The following is an 18,401-nucleotide window of genomic DNA, read 5'->3' as shown; positions in this document are numbered from 1 at the left end:
TCGGGTCGCTCTCAGAGAGGGGAGGTCACTCCTCGCCGCGGATGAAGGCCTCCACGCGGGCGCGGCCCTCGTCGTCGGGCAGCTGCACCGGCGGGGACTTCATGAGGTACGACGACGCCGAGATGATCGGGCCGCCGAGACCGCGGTCCTTGGCGATCTTCGCCGCGCGGATCGCGTCGATGATGATGCCGGCGGAGTTGGGGGAGTCCCAGACCTCGAGCTTGTACTCGAGGTTCAGGGGCACGTCGCCGAACGCGCGGCCCTCGAGCCGGACGTAGGCCCACTTGCGGTCGTCGAGCCACGCGACGTAGTCGGACGGGCCGATGTGCACGTTGCGGTCGTGGGCGCCGGCGCCGGCCAGCTCGCCCTTGAGGTTGCTGGTGACGGCCTGGGTCTTGGAGACCTTCTTGGACTCCAGGCGCTCGCGCTCGAGCATGTTCTTGAAGTCCATGTTGCCGCCGACGTTGAGCTGGTAGGTGCGGTCCAGCGCCACGCCGCGGTCCTCGAACAGCTTGGCCAGCACCCGGTGGGTGATGGTCGCGCCGACCTGGGACTTGATGTCGTCGCCGACGATCGGGACGCCCGCGGCGCGGAACTTCTCGGCCCACTCCGGGTCGGAGGCGATGAAGACGGGCAGGGCGTTGACGAAGGCCACGCCGGCGTCGATCGCGCACTGGGCGTAGAACTTGTCGGCCTCCTCCGAGCCCACCGGGAGGTAGGAGACGAGCACGTCGGCCTGGGTGTCCTTGAGGACCTGGACGATGTCGACCGGCTCGGCGGCGGACTCCTCGATCGTCTCGCGGTAGTACTTGCCGAGACCGTCCAGGGTGTGGCCGCGCTGCACCTCGACGCCGAGGGTCGGCACCTCGGCGATCTTGATCGTGTTGTTCTCCGAGGCGTTGATGGCCTCGGAGAGGTCCTTGCCGACCTTCTTGTCGTCGACGTCGAACGCCGCGACGAACTCCACGTCGCGGACGTGGTAGTCACCGAAGGTGACGTGCATGAGGCCCGGGACGGTGCCCGAGGGGTCGGCGTCCCGGTAGTAGTGCACACCCTGGATCAGGGATGTCGCACAGTTGCCGACTCCGACGATTGCTACTCGAACCGAACCCATCAGGGCGTTCCTTTCCGGTGCGTCCCTCAGGACGTTTCTGCGGTGGTGGTGGGCGGGACTGGGGTGCTGCTGGGGGTGCTGCGCTCGGCGTTGATGAGGTCGGAGAGCCAGTTGACCTCGCGCTCGACCGACTCCACTCCGTGGCGCTGGAGCTCGCCGGCGTACCGGTCGGCCTCCTTCTGCGTCATCGACAGCTCGCGCTGGATCCGGTCGAGCCGCTCCTGGAGGCGCATGCGCCGCCCCTCGAGCACGCGCAGCCGGATCTCCATGTCGGTGGAGGAGAAGAAGGCGAAGCGGATGTCGAAGTTGTCGTCCTCCCACGCGGTGGGACCGACCTCCGACATCAGCCGCTCGAACTCGCGGGTGCCGGCCTCGGTCACCTGGTAGGTGATCTTCGGTCGCCGTGACAGCGGGGTCGAGGCGGTGGACTCCTCGATCAGCTGGCCCTTGAGCATCTTCTTCAGCGTCGGGTAGAGCGAGCCGTAGGACAGCACCCGCCCCCACCCCAGCATCAGGTTGAGCCGCTTGCGCAGCTCGTAGCCGTGCATCGGTCCCTCGTGCAGCAGTCCGAGGACTGCCAGCTCGATGGTCTCCGCACGCCGTGCCATGCGACCTATCGTAGCGATACATCACCAGATTGCGAATCACCGGTACATCGGCGAGGTGCATCACGGTGGGACCCGCTCGGGACGGGCGGATCGCCACACCGAGGACTCGGCGGTTCTGGGCGGGGGTGCGTACCCTCGTGCGACGTGGCAGGCAAGCGCAAGGCGGGGTCGCCGGGGTCGCCGAACTCCTCCTCCCGCCCCCCGGGCAAGGCCGCCGGCGGCTCGGCGCCGGGCGGGAAGCCCGTGGCCGGCGCCGGCACCAAGGTCAAGCTGGGCCGCAACGGCAAGCCCAAGAAGGTCCGCACGCGCGGGCAGAAGGTCCGTCGCGCGCTGCTCTACGTCCTGGTGAGCGGCCTGGTCGCGGTGCTGATCCTGGGCGCGGGGTTCGTCTACCTCTACCAGACCACCGACCTGCCGGACCCGAACTCCGACTTCGAGACCAACACGTCGTTCGTCTACTACAACGACGGCAAGACCGAGATCGGCCAGTTCGCCAAGCAGAACCGCGACTCGATTCCCTACGACCAGATGCCGCAGGACATCAAGGACGCGGTGGTCGCAGCCGAGAACCGCACCTTCTGGAGCGACAGCGGGATCGACTTCAAGGGCATCGTGCGCGCGGCCTTCAACAACGCCAGCGGCAACTCCACGCAGGGCGCCTCGACGATCACCCAGCAGTACATCAAGATCCTGTACCTCAGCCAGGAGCGGTCCTACCAGCGCAAGCTGAAGGAGGCGATCCTGGCGCTCAAGCTCCGCAAGGAGAAGAGCAAGGAGCAGATCCTCGAGGGCTACCTCAACACGATCTACTTCGGGCGCGGCGCCTACGGCATCCAGGCCGCGGCCCAGGCCTACTTCAAGGTCGACGCCGCCGACCTCGACCTGCCGCAGAGCGCGATGCTGGCCTCGATCATCAACAACCCCAACGGCTACGACCCCGACAACGGCAAGGCCGCCCGCAAGGCCCTGCGCGAGCGCTACCGCTACGTCCTCGACGGGATGGCCAAGGCCGACGACGTCAGTGCCGCGGACGCCCAGCAGGCCGCCCGCAAGCTGCCGAAGTGGCAGCCCGAGGAGACCGACAACCGCTACGGCGGTCAGGAGGGCCACCTGCTGACCATGGTCAAGGACGAGCTCGGCACGCTGCGCAAGAGCTCCGACGGGGAACTGTTCACCGCCGACGAGATCGACGGCGGCGGCCTGCGCGTGACCACGACCTTCACCAAGAAGGCGATGGACGCGGCGGCCGACGGGGTCAAGGAGGTGCGCCCCGAGGGTCCGGAGTTCACCGACAAGAACCTGCACGTCGCGGTGGCCACGGTCGACGTCAAGACCGGCGCGGTGCGCGGGCTCTTCGCGGGCCAGGACTTCCTCAAGTCCCAGATCAACTGGGCCATCGCCGGCGGTCAGGCGGGCTCGTCGGTGAAGCCGTTCGCGCTGGCCGCGGGCATCAAGGCCGGCTACTCGCTCAAGGACACCTTCGACGGCAACTCGCCGTTCGTGCTCGACAACGGCGACGAGATCCGCAACGAGCAGGACAACGACTACGGCTCGGCGGTCAACCTCATCAAGGCGACCGAGGACTCGATCAACACCGCCTACACCGACCTCACCGTCTCCATGCCCGACGGGCCGCAGAAGGTCCTGGAGATGATGAACAAGATGGGCATCCCGCCCAACAAGGGCCCGGGCAAGCACTACGGCTTCCCGCGCCAGAGCGCCGGGCTCGACCCCTTCCCGAGCATCACGCTGGGCAGCGCGACGATCAGCCCGATCAACATGGCCAACGCCTACGCGACCATCGGCAACGAGGGCAAGTTCCACGCGCCCTTCATCATCGACAAGGTCACCGACAAGAACGGTGAGGTCCTCTACGACCACTCCGAGAGCGACGCCCAGGTCATCGACCAGGAGCAGGGCCCGGACATCGCCGCCGACGTCAGCTACGCGCTCCAGCAGGTGGTGCAGTCCGGCACCGGCACCGCGGCGCTGGGCATCGACCGTCCGGCGGCCGGCAAGACCGGCACCGCGACCAACGCGCTCGACCAGGTCGACTCGGCCTGGTTCACCGGCTACACCCCGCAGCTGTCGACCTCGGTGATGTACGTGCGCGGCAAGGGCAACGAGCAGCTCGACGGCTGGTTGCCGTCGTACTTCGGGGGTGACTACCCGGCCGACACCTGGACCGCGGTGATGAACCACGATCTGGTCGACGTCCCCGACGACGAGGAGTTCCCGGAGCCGGCGTACGTCGACGGCGACGCGCCCGACGACGGCCACGCGCCGACCACGGCGCCGCCGCCGCCGACCAAGAAGCCCAGCGACAAGCCGAGCGACTCGGTGACCCTCGAGCCCACCGACGAGCCGACGACCAAGCCGCCGACGTCCGACGTCCCGACGACCGCGCCGCCGACGACTGTGGCGCCTCCGCCACCGCCGCCGACGACCGAGCCGCCGACCACCGCGCCGCCGCCGCCGACCAACAGCTGCGACCTGCTGGGCTGCCAGACGCCGACGCCCAGCTCGACCCCGACGCCCAGCCAGACCGCGGCGCGCAGCCTGGCCTACGCGTGGTGGCCACGGATGACCTGGTGACGTGACGGTCCACCCGAGCCGCGACGACCCGGTCGTCGCCGCCCTCAGCGAGGGCGTGGGCGGCCCGGTCGGCTCCCGGGCGGGTCGGCACCCGTGGTGGACGCCGACCCGCGTCGTGCTGCTGGTGGCGGCGGCGGTGTTCGCGCTCGGGATGGTGCAGAAGAGCGGGTGCAACGAGCGGCAGTGGGTCTACGACGACCACCGCTACACGCACATGTGCTATTCCGACCTGCCCTACCTCTACTACGGCCGCGGGCTGGTCGAGCTCGAGTGGCCCTACTCCGACGACGCGCAGGTGCGCAGCCGCTTCGAGGTCATGGAGTACCCCGTCGGCATCGCCTACTTCGCCTACACCGCGGCGTGGGTGACGCACTGGGCCAGCGGGTCACCCGACGTCGGTCCACGCTCCGACGTGCCGGTCGGCGACCTGGTCGGCACCCCGCAGGTGCTCAAGGAGATCCGCGGCTTCGTCATCGTCAACGCGCTGTTCTTCGCGCTGCTCGCCCTGCTGTCGGCCTGGCTGCTGGCCGGAGTCGAACGCCGGCGGCCGTGGGACGCGATGGCCTTCGCCGCCTCCCCCGACGCTGCTGCTCACCGGGATCATCAACTGGGACATGCTCGCCGTGGTCCTGGTCGCTGGTGCGCTGTGGACCTGGGCGCGCGGCCGGCCGCTGGCCACCGGTGTGCTCCTCGGGCTCGGCACGGCGACCAAGCTCTACCCGCTCTTCCTGCTCGGCGGGATCGCGGTCATCTGCCTGCGCGAGCGCCGCTACCGCGACCTGGCGGACACGGTGCTGACGGCGGCCGCGGCCTGGCTGCTGGTCAACGCGCCGGCGTACCTCTCGGGTGCGCAGGAGTGGAAGCGCTTCTGGGAGTTCAACTCCGAGCGCGGACCGGACCTCGGCTCGCCCTGGCTGGTCATCAGCCAGGCCTGGCACGTGACCATCGCCCCGCACACCGTGAACCAGTGGTCGTGGCTGCTGTTCGGCCTGTGGTGCGTCGGCGTCGCCCTGCTCGGGCTGCGGGCGCCGACGACGCCGCGGCTGGCCCAGCTCGGCTTCCTGGTCGTGGCCGGCTTCCTGCTGGTCAACAAGGTCTACTCGCCGCAGTACGTCCTGTGGCTGCTGCCGCTGGCCGCGCTGGCCCGGCCGCGCTGGCGCGACCAGCTCGTCTGGCAGGCCACGGAGGTCGTCTACTTCGCCTCGGTGTGGTGGTACCTCGGCGGCGAGCTCGCCCCGGGTGACGGCGGCGACACCACGACGTACTGGGTCGCGATCCTGCTGCGGATGGCCGGCGAGCTCTACCTGGTCGCCGTCGTGGTCCGCGACATCTGGTGGCCGCGGCACGACCCCGTGCGCACCAGCACCCTGGCGCAGCCGCCTCAGCTGACGACGACGCGGTCGAACGCCGTCGCGGTGTAGCGCACCCGCGCGTCCAGCCGGTCGCCGACCTCGGGCACCCCGGCGCCCTGCGGCAGCAGCAGCATCGAGGCCTGCATGTGCGGCGGCTCGGCGAACCAGCGCTGCTTGCCGTCGACCCAGAAGGGCGAGCGGCTGAGCCCGGCGGCGTCCAGGCCGCCCTTGGCGACGCTGCGGGCGCGGTCCTTGAGGCCCAGCTGGCCCTGGGGCGCCTCGAGCCCGATGCCGTGGGCGGTGCCGCCGCTGACGACGAGCAGGTGCCCGTCGCGCGGGGCGGTGCGACCGCGGTAGCCGTAGGGGTCACCGCGGCGCAGCGGGTGGACGTCGAGCACGGTCGAGGTGACGCGGAGCGCCCCGCGGTCGCCCAGCCACAGGTCGGTGCCGGTGCGCGGGCGCAGCTCGAGGTCGGCGTACGCCGCGCGGAGCCGGTCGCGCTCGGCGTCGGTGAGGTGGCTGACCCAGACCGTGCGCGAGGGCAGGTCGGCGGCGACCACGTCGGTGAGCAGCCGCTCGACCTCGGCCAGGTGGCCGCCGTGGGCCAGCGGCAGGTGCAGGGCCACGCCCTCGAGCCGGCCGCCGAGGCGTCGCAGGTCCGGGGCCAGCGCCCAGAGCTCGGCCGCGGTCATGCCGTGGCGGCGCATGCTGGTGGCCAGCTCGAGCACGAACCGCGCGCCGGGCCGACGCTCGAGCAGGGCCGGCAGGTCCTCGGGCCGGCTGACCGTGTGCACCACCCGCTTGGCCAGCGCGGGGTCGGCCGGGTCCTCGTGGAAGGGCCGCCACGGGGTGAGCACCAGCAGGTCGCCGGGGAAGCGGGGGGCCACCTCGGGCAGCTCCTCGTAGAGCCCGACCGCGACGGTCGAGGCGCCGAGCCACCCCGCCCGGCGCGCGAGCCGGTGCAGGCCGAAGCCGTAGCCGTTGCCCTTGAGCACCGGCACCAGGCCGGGCGTCCGCTCGGCCACCGCGCGAAGGTGGGTCCGCCACCGCTCGCCGTCGACGCTCAGCTCGAGGCTCACGCGCGGCGCTTCATGTAGAGGTCGAACGCGGCGTACAGGGCCCGGTTGAGCGGGAGGTCCCACTCGCCGGCGTACTCGACCGCCTCGCCGCCGGTGCCGACCTTGAACTGGATGAGGCCGGCGTGGCTGTCCTCGGGGTCGAGGGTGGGGGTGATCCCGCGCAGGTCGTAGACGTCGGCGCCGGCCGCGATCGCCTCACGGAGCATGGCCCACTGCACGGCGTTGGAGCCGCGGACGTCGCGCTTCTCGGTCGAGGAGGCGCCGTAGGAGTACCACGCGTGGGCACCGACGCGGACCGCGATGGTGGCCGCGACCAGGTCTCCCTCGTGACGGGCCAGGTGCAGCCGGAACCGGTCCGGGTCCTCGGTGCCGAGCGCGTCGGCCATGGTGCGGAAGTACGCCAGCCCGCGCGGGGTGAAGTGGTCGCGCTCGGCGGTGTGCACGTAGAGGTCGTGGAACGCCTTGAGGTCGCCCTCGTCGTCGCCGCGTCCGGTGCTGGTGGTGACCTCGACGCCGGCCTTGTCGGCCTTCTTGATGTTGCGGCGCCACAGCTGGTTCATCCCCGCCAGCACGTCGGCCTCGCTGCGGCCGGCCAGCGGGACCTGGAAGACGTACTGCGGCTGGCCCGCGGCGAATCCCTCGTCGCTGCCCTGCGGACGCCAGCCGAGCGTGGTCAGCTGGGAGACCACGCGGGCACCGACCGGCTCGCGCACGGTCGGGGTCAGGTCGCCGAGCCGACGCACGGCGGGATCGGCGAGGCCCTCCTTGACCTGCGCCGCGCTCCAGCGGCGGGTCACCACCGGCGGTCCCATCCGGACGCCGAACGCCCCCTGGGCGCGCAGGTGCTCGGCCAGCGGCGCGAGCTGGTCGGCCAGGCGGTCGGAGGTCCAGTCCAGGTCCGGGCCCTCGGGCAGGTAGGCCAGGTAGCGCTTGAGCCGGGGGAGCTGGCGGTAGAGGACCAGGCCCGACCCGACCAGCCGGTCGCCGTCGAACCACCCGAGCGACTCGTGGCGCCACTCGGTCTTCACCTCGCCCCACGCCGGGGTCTGCAGGAAGCTCGCCGACCGCAGGCTGCTCAGGTGGGCGAGGTGCTCCTCCGGGCTGATCGTCCGGACGGTGGGGGTCACCGCTCGAGGTTATCGGCCGGGTGCTCGCGGCCGACGCGCGAACCTGCCACGCTGGACCAGACCGAGCTGTTCGCCACGGCGTGTATCAGGAGGCCGACCCGCGCCTCCTCCTCGTCGTGACCGGCCACACCACGCGAAGCCTGGGGGCGCCCGTGACGATCGACGGACGCGCGACCGAGCGCCCGGGAGACGTCTGGGGGCAGGCCGCCGCATCCTTCGAGCGCTGGGCCGGCGGCGACGCGGTCGCGCTCGACGACCTGGTCCGGGTGATGACGCCCGTGCTGTGGCACGTGGTCCGCTCCTACCGGCTGAGCGCCGAGGTGGCCGAGGACGTCGTGCAGACCACGTGGCTCGCCCTGGTGCGCTCGCGCGCGTCGGTGCAGGACCCCGCCGCGGTCGGTGGGTGGCTGACCACGACCGCGCGCCGCGAGGCGTGGAAGGTGGCGCGGGCCAGCGGGCGTGCGCTCCCGGTCGAGGACGACGAGCTCGCCCGACGGCTCCCCGACGAGGGCTCGCCGGAGAGCGAGGTCGTGCGCCGCGACGGCGACGAGCGCCTCTGGGGCGCCGTGGACCGGCTGCCCGAGCGCTGCCGCCAGCTGCTGCGGGTGGTGGCCTTCGAGCACCGCCCCGACTACACCAGGATCGCGGCCGATCTCGGCATGCCGGTCGGCAGCATCGGCCCCACCCGGGGCCGGTGCCTGCAGAAGCTCCGCACGCTGCTCGAGGACGGGGACCACCATGGCTGAGCGCACCGACGACGAGCTCCTGGCCGGCGTACGCGCCTTCTGGGAGGGGACCGACCCGGTCCCGGACGGCCTGGTCGCCCGGGTCCAGGCCGCGGCCGCGCTGGCCGCCTCGGACCGCTTCGACGTCGGGCTCGACCTCGAGCTGATGCTGCTCGTCGAGCGCACCGAGGAGCTGGCCGGCACGCGCGGGAGCGGCGCGGCGGCCTACACCCTGCGCTTCGCCCGCGACGGCGTCGACCTGCTGCTGCGGATCTCCGCCGACGGCACGGCCGCGCGCATCGACGGCTGGGTCGTCCCGCCCAGCCCGGTGGCCGTCACGGTCCAGCGCGACACCGACACCACCTGGCACGACGTGGCCACGATCGAGGTCGACGCCACCGGCCGCTTCGAGCTCGCCGCGCTCACCGCCGGGATGCTCCGGCTGCGCCTGGAGCCCAACGACGGCAGCACCCCGTTCCAGACCCCCGCCTTCGAGATCTAGAGGAGCACCCCCATGCACCCCGCCTCGCGCCGGCGCCCGCCGGCCCCCGGTCCCGACCCCGATGACTGGCGCCGGTGGGCCGGACCGCCGTTCCCCGTGGCGATCGTCGACCCGGGCGTGCTCGGCACGCTGCCCGACGGGAGCCCCGCGGACACCCCTCGCGGCCTGCCCACGGCGTACGTCGCCGACCGGGTCCTGGTCCGCGACGACGACGGACGGGGGCGCGAGCGCGCCGCGCGGCTCGACCAGACCGCGCGCAACCTCGACTGGTTGGTCGACACCCGTCCGGTCGAGGGCAAGGAGAGGGCCCGTCGGCGGCTGGTCCCGCTCCCGCTGCGCGCCCAGGCCCCGCAGGCGACCCGGCCGCCGAACGCCTGGGTCCTGATCCAGCAGGCCCGCGCCGACGCCGAGGCCCTCGAGGACCCCCGGGCGCGCGAGGCCGCCCGCGACGAGCTGCGCGGGGTGTCCCTGGACCACCTCCTCGACCTCCACCCGATCGAGTCCGACCCCTTCCACTGGTCCAACCCGTTCCACTGGTCGAACCCGTTCCACTGGTCCAACCCGTTCCACTGGAGCAACCCGGCCGGCGGTGGCGACGACTCGCCCATCTCCACCTACGCCGCGCCCGGCTCCGGCGGCCGCCAGCCGGTGGCCTACGTCGGCCAGCCGCCGCCGCGCCAGGAGCAGTACGCCGGGCGCCGGCCGCTCGTCGCGGTCCTCGACACCGGCTGCGGCGAGCACGAGTGGCTGGGCTTCGTGCAGCACGGCGCGACGGTGCAGGGCCTGGCCATCGGCCACGACACCCCCGCGGACGATCCCGAGGTCAAGCCCGACCAGGTCGGGCCGCTGGACGGCGTCATCGACCCGATGTCCGGGCACGGCACCTTCATCGCCGGGCTCGTGCACCAGCAGTGCCCGGACGCCGACATCCTGGCCATCCGCATCGTGCCGTCCGACGGTCCGATCGTGGAGTCCGACCTCGTCACCGCGCTCGAGCGGCTGCGCGACCTGGCCCGGCTGGGGCGCCAGGACCCGGGCAAGGGACCGGTCATCGACGTGCTGAACCTGTCCATGGGCTACTACCACGAGACCCCGGACGACGCGCACTTCGACCCGACCATGTACGACCTGCTCGCCGAGATCGCCGCCACCGGCTGCGTGGTCGTCTGCTCGGCCGGCAACGACGGCACCAGCCGTCCGTCGTTCCCGGCCGCGTTCGCGCCCTGGACCACCGGTGCGCCGCCGGTCACCCTGGACCCCGACGTGCCGCCGATCGTCTCGGTCGGCGCCAAGAACCCCAACGACTGCACCGACGCGCTCTTCAGCAACACCGGCCCGTGGGTCACCTGCTACACCCGGGGGGCCTCGGTGCTGAGCACGCTGCCGGTCGGGTTCCAGGGCGGGCTCGAGCCGGTGGCCCGGTGGGAGAAGGACGGGCGCAAGCGCGAGACCATCGACCCCGACGACTACCGTGGCGGGTTCGCGGTGTGGAGCGGCACGTCGTTCTCCGCGCCGGTCATCGCGGGCCGGGTCGCCTCGATGCTGGCCGCGCGGATCGTCCAGGAGGGCGACGACCAGGCGGTCGCCACCGCGCGGGCCTGGGACGTCGTGCAGTCGCTGCAGGCGCAACCGGAGCAGTAGGGCGCGCGCTGGGCCAGGATGGGCGGGTGCTCTCCGCCCAGGACCTCCACGCCCGTGGGGTGGCCGCCATCAACGGCGGCCGGGTCCGTGCCGCCCGCGCCCTGCTCGAGCGGGCGCTGGAGCGGGCCGCGGACGAGGCGACCACCGGGGCGGTCGAGGCCAGCCTGGCCTACGTCGTCGCGGAGACCGGCGACCGCGAGGCGGCCGAGCGGCTGTGCCGGTCCGCGCTCGCGCGTGACGGGCTGACGGCCGAGACCCGGGGCTCGCTGCTCAGCCAGCACGCGCTGCTGGTCATGCTGTCGGGCCGGATGGCCGAGGCCGTCCGCGAGCTCGACGCGGCGATCGCGGTGCTGGGCGACTTCCCCGTGCTGCTGGGCCGCGCCCACGGCAACCGGGGCACCGCGCACCTCGAGCTCGGTGACGCGGCCGCGGCGAGCGCGGACTTCGCGCAGACCGTGGTGCTGCTGCGCGAGGCCGGCCTGCCGCACGAGGCGGCGATGGCCGAGCACAACCTCGGCTACGCGCGCTTCCTGGCCGGCGACCTGGCCGGCGCGCTGGGCGCGATGGCCGCGGCCCGCGACGTGCTGGCCGCGACCAGCGTGGTCACGGCCGCCGTCTGCGACGCGGACCGCGCCGAGGTGCTGATGGCGGCCGGACTCACCGAGGAGGGACGCGACGCACTCGACCGGGCCGCCCGGGCCTACGGCGCGGCGCGGCTGGCCCGGCGCCGCGGCGAGGCCGAGCTGACCCTCGCCCGCTCGCTGCTGCTCTCCGACGCCCGCGGGGCGGCCGTGGTGGCCCGGCGGGCCGCGCGCCGGTTCGAGCGCGCCGAGCTGGCCTCCTGGCAGCGCCGGGCCGACGCCGTGCGGGTCCAGGGCGAGCTGGCCGCGGCGCCGACCGCGACGTCGGCGGTCCTGGAGGAGGGCGTCCGGGTGGCCGAGGCGCTCAGCGCCGACGGCCTGCGCTGGGACGCCGCGGCCGTGCGGCTCGCCGTGGCCCGCTCGCGCGCCGAGGGCGGGGACCGCGACGGTGCCCGCCGCCTGCTGGTCCGGGCCGACACCGCGGCCCCCGCGCCGCTCTCGGTCCGGCTGCAGGCGCGCGAGGTGGGCGCCGTCCTGGCCCGCCGGCCGGCCGACGCCTTCGGCCACGTCCGCGCCGGCCTCGACGACCTGCACGCGTGGCAGAGCTCGTTCGGCTCCCTCGACCTGCAGACCAACGTGGTCGGCCACGGTGTGCGGCTGGCGGTGCGCGGGCTGGCCCTGGCCGTCCGGTCGCCGGCCGACACCGTGCTCTTCGAGTGGTCCGAGCGCGCGCGGATGCTGGCCACCCGGGTCCAGCCGGTGCGCGCCCCGCAGGACCCGCAGACCGCGGCGGACCTGGCCGAGCTCAGGTCCGGGCCGGCGCCGGAGCGCGAGGCCGTGCTGCGGCGCCGGGTGCGCGAGCAGGCCTGGCAGCGGCGCGGGTCGGGTGAGGTCGCGGACCCGGTCGAGCTGCCGGCGCTCCAGGCGTCGCTGGGCGGGGCCGCGCTGGTGGCGTACGTCGTCACGGCCACCTCGGTGGTCGCCCTGGTCGTCACCGCGGACGGCACGACCCGGTGCGAGCTCGGCTCGCGCGCGGCGCTCGACGCGGTGCTGAGCGGGCTGCTGCCCGACCTGGACATGGCCGCGGCCGCGCTGCCGGCCGCGCTGGCCGGCTCGGTGCGCGGGGCGCTGGCCGCCCGGCTGGACCGGGCCGCGGCCCTGCTGGTGGCGCCGCTCGCCGACGCGGTGGGCGACCGGCCGGTCGTGCTCACGCCGTCGGGGGTGCTCGCCGGGGTGCCGTGGACGCTGCTGCCCGGCCTGGTCGGCCGCCCGGTGACCGTCGCCCAGAGCGCCACCTCGTGGCTGGCCCGGTCGGCGGAGCCGCTGCGGCTGGGCGCGGCCGGTCTGGTCGCCGGGCCGCGGGTCCCGCGGGCCGAGGCCGAGGTGCACGCGGCGGCCGCGGCCTGGTCGGACGCCGAGGTCCTGGCCGGCGACGCGGCCACGGCCGACGCGGTCTCGGCGCTGGCCGCCCGCGTCGACGTGCTGCACGTGGCCGCTCACGGACGGCACACCGCCGAGAACCCGCTCTTCTCCGGGCTCGAGCTGGTGGACGGCCCGTGGTTCGGCTACGACGTGGACCAGCTGCCCGGCGTACCGGACGTGGTGCTGCTCTCGGCCTGCGAGGTGGGCCGCTCCTCGGTGCGCTGGGGCGAGGAGCTGATCGGGCTCACCGCGGCCTGGCTGCACGCCGGCGCGCGGCGGGTCGTGGCCAGCCCGGCCGCGGTCAACGACGACGCCGCGCACGACGCGCTGGTGCGTGTGCACGCGGCCCTGGCCACCGGCACGGACCCGGCCCTGGCCCTGGCGGGGACCGTCGGGGCGGTCGGCGCCGACGCGCCGGCACCGTTCGTGTGCTTCGGCTGACCCGGGCTGAAAGGTTTCCGAAAGACCTCCCCGGCACCCTCGTCCTGGATCCTCCCGGACGGTGTATCTGCGCACGACGGACGACCTCCTGAACCGCAGACCACCCCCTCGACCCAGGAGCGCGGCATGACCGTCACGACCAGCTTCCCCCTCCCCAGCTGCACCGACGACCGGTACGTCGTCCTCACCGACCCCTGCCCCGGCACCATCGTCGAGCTCGGCGCGGGCAGCCAGCTCGCGGTCCGGTTCCGCACGCCGCTCGGCGCGAGCCGGTGGCAGGTGACCGGGCTGCCCGGCCACGTGCTGCCGCTGGCGGCGCACGGCGCGGAGTTCCAGTTCCTGGTCTTCGGCCACGAGAGCGACGGGACGCCGCTGCGCTTCGAGCGCCGCCACCCCGACCGCGAGGTCGCGCACGAGGTGTGCGAGCTCCTCGTCCTGCCCGTCAGCGCCGCCGCGCGAACATCCAGGTCCGCATCGTCACGAACCGCATGACGGTCACGGCCAGGTTGGCCGCGGTCAGCACGACCACCTCGACGGCGCGGTGCGTCGTCCCGGTGGCGTGCAGCGCGGCGATGGCCGTGCTCGTCACGGCCAGGCCGACGCCGAAGACCAGCAGCCCCTGCACCTGGTGGCGCAGGGCGTGGCGCCGCCCGCGGACGCCGAAGGTGAGCCGGCGGTTGGCCGCGGTGTTGCCGACCGCGGTGAGCAGCAGCGCCAGCAGGTTGGCGCTCTGCGCGCCGGTCCAGCCGCGCAAGAGCAGGAACAGCGCGGCGTAGGCCACCGTCGAGGCCACGCCGACCAGCGCGAACAGCGCGACCTGCAGGCCGAGCCGGCCCGCCCCGGCGTCGGCCGACGCCCGGCCGAGCCGCTCGGAGACCTCGGCCAGCGGCAGCCGGCCGGTGAGCAGGCTGCGCCCGAGCCGGAGGATCCCGCGCACGTCGTCGTACGCCGTCCGCGCGAGGTCGACCCGGCTGTCCGGGTCGTCGACCCAGTCCACCGGCACCTCGTGGATGCGCAGCCCGGCGCGCTCGGCCAGGACCAGCAGCTCGGTGTCGAAGAACCACGCGTCGTCCTCGACCAGCGGCAGCACGGCACGGGCCACGTCGCGCCGGATGGCCTTGAAGCCGCACTGCGCGTCGGAGAAGCGGGTGCGCAGCGTGCCGCGGACCAGCAGGTTGTAGCCGCGGCTGATCACCTCGCGCTTCGGCCCCCGCACGACCCGGGCGTCGTGGCGCAGCCGACTGCCGATGGCCAGGTCGGAGTGCCCGCTGAGCAACGGAGCGACCAGCGGCAGCAGGGCCTTGAGGTCGGTCGAGAGGTCGACGTCCATGTAGACCAGGACCTCGGCGTCGGACTCGGTCCACACCTTCTTCAGCGCGCGGCCGCGGCCCTTCTCGGCCAGGTGGACGACGCGGACGTCGTCGTGGCGGTGCGCCAGGCGCCGGGCCAGGACGGCCGTGCCGTCGGTGCTGGCGTTGTCGGCGATGGTCACCCGGGCGCTCCACGGCAGCCGGGCGAGCTGCGCGCGGACCCGCTCCACCGACGCCTCGAGGTCGGCCTCCTCGTTGTGCACCGGGATGACCACGTCGAGGGTCACGGTCGCGAGCGCCGGCTCGTACGCCGTCTCCAGCGCGGTCACGACGCCGCCGTCAGGTCGTAGAGGGTCACGCCGTCGACGGTCTGGGCGGTGAAGGTGGCTTCGACCCATGCGGCGATCTCGCTGCTCGCGCTGCTGCCGCCCATCTGGTTCCCGCCGAACCCGCCCATGCCACCGGCGATGAAGTAGTGGATCTCGCCGTCGGCGACGTGCTGCTGGAACTGCGCCAGCGTCGGGCTCGGGTCGGAGCCGTTGAAGCCGCCGATGGCCAGGACCGGCTCCTGGGTCGCGAGCTGGTAGCCGGAGGCGGAGTTGGACCCGACCGCCGCGGCCACCCAGGTGTAGTCGCTCGCGTCGGCCTCGAGCAGCGCGGTGAGCTGCGCGCCCGGGTCGCTGCCGGTGAGCAGCCCGCCGGCACCACCGGCCCGAGCGCCACCCGTCGGCATCCGCATCCCGCCGGGGCCGGCGCCGGGACCACCCTGCGCGCTCGGGCCGGCGCTGGGGATCGAGCCGGTGTGCGCGGTGCCCGCGGTCTGCACGGCGTACGCCGCGGGGCCGGCCAGGCCGAGGACCAGCGCGGTCGCCGCGACACCGGCCGCGAGGCGGCGGGGCAACAGGCCGAGCCCGCTGAGCGCGAGCGCGGTGAGCACGCCGCCGACCAGGACCACCCAGCGCAGCCAGGGCAGGAAGTCCGGGGTGCGGTCGAGCAGGAAGAAGGCCAGCACCGTGGTCAGCGAGACGGTCAGGCTGGCCGCCAGCCCGGAGACGAGCGAGCGGCGGTGCGTCCACAGCAGCCAGGCGCCGGTGCCGACCAGCGCGGCGATGGCCGGGGCCAGCGCGACGGTGTAGTAGGCGTGGAAGATCCCCGCCATGAAGCTGAACGTCGCCGCGGTGACCAGCAGCCAGCCGCCCCACACGACCAGGCCCGCGCGGACCGGGCCGGTGCGCGGCTCGCGGTGGGTCAGCCAGAGCCCGGCGACCAGCAGGACCAGCGCCGCGGGCAGCAACCAGCCCGCCTGACCGCCGACCTCGCTGCTGAGCAGCCGGCCGATCCCGGTGTCGCCCCACATGCCGCCGCCCGCGCCGCCGCCCGGTCCGCCGCCGCCGACCGAGCCGGTCTCGTCACCGGTGAGCCGGCCGAGGCCGTTGTAGCCCAGGGTCAGCTCGAGGACTGAGTTCTCCTGGCTGCCGCCGATGTACGGGCGGCTGCCCGCCGGCCACAGCGACACGATCGCCACCCACCAGCCGGCGCTGGCCACCAGTGCGAGCAGCCCGACGGCCAGGTGGCCGAGCCGCTTGGCGAACGGGCTGCGGGCCAGCAGCAGGTAGGCCAGGCCCATCGCCGGCACCACCAGGAACGCCTGCAGCATCTTGGTGAGGAAGGCCAGCCCGACCAGGGCGCCGGCCAGGGCCAGCCACCGGACCGGGTGCCTCTCGGTCTCGACCGCCCGCAGCGTGGCGTACGCCGACCCGATGAGCAGCAGGACCAGCAGCGAGTCGGGGTTGTCGAAGCGGAACATCAGCACCGCCACCGGCGTGGTGGCCAGCACCAGGCCGGCCAGCAGCCCGGCCGCCGCCGATCCCGTCGTACGACGGACCGTCGCGTGGAGCAGCCCGACCGCGGCCACGCCCTCCAGCGCCTGCGGGACGAGCAGGCTCCACGACGAGAGCCCGAAGACCCGGATGGACAGGGCCATCGGCCACAGCGAGAGCGGCGTCTTGTCGACGGTGATCGCGTTGGCGGCGTCGGAGGAGCCGAAGAAGAAGGCCTTCCACGACGCCGACCCGGCCTGGGCGGCCGCGGCGTAGAAGCTGTTCGCCCACCCCGACGTCCCGAGCCCCCAGAGGTAGAGGACGGCGGTGCCGGCCAGGAGCACCAGCAGCGCCGGCCGCTCCCAGCGGGCGCGGTCCGGTCCGGCCGGCGTCGGGTCAGGGGCGGGGGAGGGCGCGGGTCGGACCGCGGTCGCGAGGCTCATGCCCCCACGGTCGGCGGCCCGGCTCGGCCGCCGGTGTGGTCAGTCTGTGCTGAGTCTGTGAGCCCAACGCCTCAGAGCCGCTCGCGCAGCCACGCGAAGTCGGCCTCGTGCTCGGCCGCGCCGCCGGGCGTCTCGCAGATGACCGGGGCGCCGGCCTCGCGGACCACGCCGGCCAGCAGGTCGGCGTCGATCTTGCCGGCCCCGAAGTTCGCGTGCCGGTCGGCGCCGGAGTCGAACTCGTCGCGGCTGTCGTTGCAGTGCACCAGGTCGATGCGTCCGGTGATCGCCAGGACGTCCTCGACCACGGTCTCCAGCTTGTTGCCGCCGGCGTGAGCGTGGCAGGTGTCGAGGCAGAAGCCGACCTGGTCGAACCCCTCGGCGTTCGAGATCGCCTCCCACACCCCGGCGATCCGGTCGAGGTAGCGGCACATGGCGTTGGTGCCGCCGGCGGTGTTCTCGATGAGCAGCGGGATCTTGATGTCGGTGGCCTCGATGGCCTTGCGCCAGTTGTCGAAGCCCTTGGCCGGGTCATCGTCGTCCTGCACGTGGCCGCCGTGCACGATCAGCCCCTTGGCGCCGATCTCGGCCGCGGCGTCCATGTGCTGCTGGAGCAGCTTGCGGCCGGGGATGCGCTGGCGGTTGTTGGTCGTGGCCACGTTGATGAGGTACGGCGCGTGCACGTAGAGGTCGACGCCGGCGGCCTCGGCGTCGGCCCGCAGGCCGTCCGGGCCGCCGGCGTACTTCACGACCGGGCCCTTGAAGCTCTGCGGGTCGCCGAGGAAGAACTGCACCAGCGTGGTGCCGCGCGCCTGCGCCTCCGCGATCGGGTCGGTCTGCTCGACGTGGGCACCGATGTCCATGCGCCCAGACTAGGCGGGGGCGCCGACGTCCAGACCGAGGTGGCCGCGGTCGAACTTGTGGTCCGGGACCACGTCGGCGCTGGCCGCCGCCACGATCGCGTCGGTCCCCTCGGTGACGGTCTGCGGACCGCTGTGACCGTTGAGGTCGGTGGCGGTGTAGCCCGGGTCGACGGTGCTCACGCGCACCTCGGGCAGGGCCTTGGCGTACTGCACCGCGATCATGTCCAGCGCGGCCTTGGACGACTGGTAGACGAACCCGGGCACGGTCGACTCGATGCGCTCGGGGTCCAGCACGTGCTCGATCGAGCCGAGCCCGCTGGAGACCATGACGATCCGCGGCCGGGCGGACGCGCGCAGCAGCGGCAGGAACGCGTGGGTCACGCGCACCGGGCCGAGCACGTTGACGCCGTACGTCGCGAGGAAGTCGGCCGGGACGGTGGCGAGGGTGTCGTAGCCGCCGGCGGCGATGCCGGCGTTGTTGACGAGGACGTCGAGGCCGGTGCCGGACCCGGCCACGGTGTCGCGCGCCGCCGTGACGGAGGCGTCGTCGGTGACGTCGAGCTGGACGACCCGGAGGTCGGCGTCGGGCTGCTGGGCGCGGACGGCGTCGGCGGCGGTGGTCGCGGCCTCGACGGAGCGGGCGCCCATCCAGACGGTCCAGCCGAGGGCGGCGAGGCGGCGGGCGGTCTCGGCGCCGAGGCCCTTGTTGGCCCCGGTGATCAGTGCGGTGGTCGTGGAGGTGGTCATGCCTCCACCGTGCGGGCCCTCGCGGAGGTGGAGA

At 73.7% G+C, this 18,401-nt stretch carries 16 protein-coding genes; 7 read left to right on the top strand and 9 right to left on the bottom strand.

The window, feature by feature from the left end; translation table 11 throughout:
- Positions 1 to 25: 25 nt before the first annotated feature.
- Both G5V58_RS22780 and G5V58_RS22775 read right to left on the bottom strand, forming a co-directional pair.
- Entirely contained in the window at positions 26 to 1,114 is a 1,089-nt protein-coding gene (locus tag G5V58_RS22780) for an inositol-3-phosphate synthase (RefSeq protein WP_165237549.1), read from the bottom strand.
- A 26-nt stretch (positions 1,115 to 1,140) separates the two neighbouring features.
- Positions 1,141 to 1,722 (bottom strand): PadR family transcriptional regulator, encoded by a 582-nt coding sequence (locus G5V58_RS22775; protein WP_165237547.1) that lies wholly within the window; start codon positions 1,720 to 1,722, stop codon positions 1,141 to 1,143.
- 144 nt (positions 1,723 to 1,866) lie between these two features.
- On the opposite strand from G5V58_RS22775, the gene G5V58_RS22770 reads away from it, so the two are divergent.
- Positions 1,867 to 4,317, top strand: coding sequence for a transglycosylase domain-containing protein (locus G5V58_RS22770; protein ID WP_165237545.1), 2,451 nt, complete (start codon positions 1,867 to 1,869; stop codon positions 4,315 to 4,317).
- A 385-nt stretch (positions 4,318 to 4,702) separates the two neighbouring features.
- Here the strand turns inward: G5V58_RS22770 and G5V58_RS26210 are convergent, their stop codons facing one another.
- Entirely contained in the window at positions 4,703 to 4,933 is a 231-nt protein-coding gene (locus G5V58_RS26210; RefSeq protein WP_230486872.1) for a hypothetical protein, read from the bottom strand.
- Between G5V58_RS26210 and G5V58_RS26205 the strand changes: the two genes are divergently transcribed.
- Positions 4,932 to 5,738 (top strand): glycosyltransferase family 87 protein, encoded by an 807-nt coding sequence (locus tag G5V58_RS26205; RefSeq protein ID WP_230486871.1) that lies wholly within the window; start codon positions 4,932 to 4,934, stop codon positions 5,736 to 5,738. The two genes, G5V58_RS26210 and G5V58_RS26205, sit on opposite strands and share 2 nt — an antisense overlap.
- Here G5V58_RS26205 and G5V58_RS22760 read toward each other — a convergent pair.
- Positions 5,699 to 6,748, bottom strand: a complete 1,050-nt coding sequence (locus tag G5V58_RS22760) for an alanine racemase (RefSeq protein ID WP_165237543.1) — start codon at positions 6,746 to 6,748, stop codon at positions 5,699 to 5,701. The two genes, G5V58_RS26205 and G5V58_RS22760, sit on opposite strands and share 40 nt — an antisense overlap.
- A complete protein-coding gene (locus G5V58_RS22755) occupies positions 6,745 to 7,875 on the bottom strand; it encodes a lipid II:glycine glycyltransferase FemX (protein WP_165237541.1) in 1,131 nt (376 codons plus the stop codon). The genes G5V58_RS22760 and G5V58_RS22755 overlap by 4 nt, the downstream gene beginning before the upstream one ends.
- A gap of 152 nt (positions 7,876 to 8,027) precedes the next feature.
- On the opposite strand from G5V58_RS22755, the gene G5V58_RS22750 reads away from it, so the two are divergent.
- From G5V58_RS22750 to G5V58_RS22730, 5 genes are all read left to right on the top strand, one after another.
- Positions 8,028 to 8,621: an RNA polymerase sigma factor gene (locus G5V58_RS22750; RefSeq protein WP_230486870.1), complete on the top strand. Its 594-nt coding sequence runs from the start codon at positions 8,028 to 8,030 to the stop codon at positions 8,619 to 8,621.
- A complete protein-coding gene (locus G5V58_RS22745; RefSeq protein ID WP_165237539.1) occupies positions 8,614 to 9,102 on the top strand; it encodes a hypothetical protein in 489 nt (162 codons plus the stop codon). The genes G5V58_RS22750 and G5V58_RS22745 overlap by 8 nt, the downstream gene beginning before the upstream one ends.
- 12 nt (positions 9,103 to 9,114) lie before the next feature.
- A complete protein-coding gene (locus G5V58_RS22740; RefSeq protein WP_165237537.1) occupies positions 9,115 to 10,743 on the top strand; it encodes a S8 family serine peptidase in 1,629 nt (542 codons plus the stop codon).
- Between the two features lie 26 nt (positions 10,744 to 10,769).
- Positions 10,770 to 13,187 carry a CHAT domain-containing protein gene (locus G5V58_RS22735; RefSeq protein ID WP_165237535.1) on the top strand — a complete coding sequence of 806 codons (2,418 nt, stop codon included), beginning with the start codon at positions 10,770 to 10,772 and terminating at the stop codon, positions 13,185 to 13,187.
- A gap of 126 nt (positions 13,188 to 13,313) precedes the next feature.
- Entirely contained in the window at positions 13,314 to 13,679 is a 366-nt protein-coding gene (locus G5V58_RS22730; RefSeq protein WP_165237533.1) for a hypothetical protein, read from the top strand.
- Here G5V58_RS22730 and G5V58_RS22725 read toward each other — a convergent pair.
- The 4 genes from G5V58_RS22725 to G5V58_RS22710 all read right to left on the bottom strand — a co-directional run bounded on the left by G5V58_RS22725 (position 13,630) and on the right by G5V58_RS22710 (position 18,367).
- Positions 13,630 to 14,826, bottom strand: a complete 1,197-nt coding sequence (locus G5V58_RS22725; protein ID WP_230486869.1) for a bifunctional glycosyltransferase family 2/GtrA family protein — start codon at positions 14,824 to 14,826, stop codon at positions 13,630 to 13,632. The two genes, G5V58_RS22730 and G5V58_RS22725, sit on opposite strands and share 50 nt — an antisense overlap.
- Positions 14,823 to 16,760, bottom strand: a complete 1,938-nt coding sequence (locus G5V58_RS22720; protein WP_165237529.1) for an ArnT family glycosyltransferase — start codon at positions 16,758 to 16,760, stop codon at positions 14,823 to 14,825. Before G5V58_RS22720 ends, G5V58_RS22725 begins: the two co-directional genes overlap by 4 nt.
- 71 nt (positions 16,761 to 16,831) lie before the next feature.
- The gene (locus G5V58_RS22715) at positions 16,832 to 17,620 is read right to left on the bottom strand and encodes a deoxyribonuclease IV (RefSeq protein ID WP_165237527.1); all 789 of its coding nucleotides are present in this window, start codon (positions 17,618 to 17,620) and stop codon (positions 16,832 to 16,834) included.
- A gap of 9 nt (positions 17,621 to 17,629) precedes the next feature.
- Positions 17,630 to 18,367, bottom strand: a complete 738-nt coding sequence (locus tag G5V58_RS22710) for an SDR family NAD(P)-dependent oxidoreductase (RefSeq protein WP_165237525.1) — start codon at positions 18,365 to 18,367, stop codon at positions 17,630 to 17,632.
- Between the last annotated feature and the right edge of the window lie 34 nt (positions 18,368 to 18,401).

Origin of the sequence: Nocardioides anomalus (assembly GCF_011046535.1) — a bacterium.
Classification (GTDB): domain Bacteria; phylum Actinomycetota; class Actinomycetes; order Propionibacteriales; family Nocardioidaceae; genus Nocardioides; species Nocardioides anomalus.
The sequence above is the reverse complement of the archived record's forward strand: the minus strand, read 5'-3'. Positions and strand labels throughout refer to the sequence as shown.

Excerpts from the sequence above, each read along its gene's own strand:
- G5V58_RS22780 (WP_165237549.1), bottom strand. The coding sequence starts at position 1,114 with ATGGGTTCGGTTCGAGTAGCAATCGTCGGAGTCGGCAACTGTGCGACA.
- G5V58_RS22775 (WP_165237547.1), bottom strand. The coding sequence starts at position 1,722 with ATGGCACGGCGTGCGGAGACCATCGAGCTGGCAGTCCTCGGACTGCTG.
- G5V58_RS26205 (WP_230486871.1), top strand. The coding sequence starts at position 4,932 with ATGCTCGCCGTGGTCCTGGTCGCTGGTGCGCTGTGGACCTGGGCGCGC.
- G5V58_RS26210 (WP_230486872.1), bottom strand. The coding sequence starts at position 4,933 with ATGTCCCAGTTGATGATCCCGGTGAGCAGCAGCGTCGGGGGAGGCGGC.
- G5V58_RS22745 (WP_165237539.1), top strand. The coding sequence starts at position 8,614 with ATGGCTGAGCGCACCGACGACGAGCTCCTGGCCGGCGTACGCGCCTTC.
- G5V58_RS22740 (WP_165237537.1), top strand. The coding sequence starts at position 9,115 with ATGCACCCCGCCTCGCGCCGGCGCCCGCCGGCCCCCGGTCCCGACCCC.
- G5V58_RS22730 (WP_165237533.1), top strand. The coding sequence starts at position 13,314 with ATGACCGTCACGACCAGCTTCCCCCTCCCCAGCTGCACCGACGACCGG.
- G5V58_RS22720 (WP_165237529.1), bottom strand. The coding sequence starts at position 16,760 with ATGAGCCTCGCGACCGCGGTCCGACCCGCGCCCTCCCCCGCCCCTGAC.
- G5V58_RS22715 (WP_165237527.1), bottom strand. The coding sequence starts at position 17,620 with ATGGACATCGGTGCCCACGTCGAGCAGACCGACCCGATCGCGGAGGCG.
- G5V58_RS22710 (WP_165237525.1), bottom strand. The coding sequence starts at position 18,367 with ATGACCACCTCCACGACCACCGCACTGATCACCGGGGCCAACAAGGGC.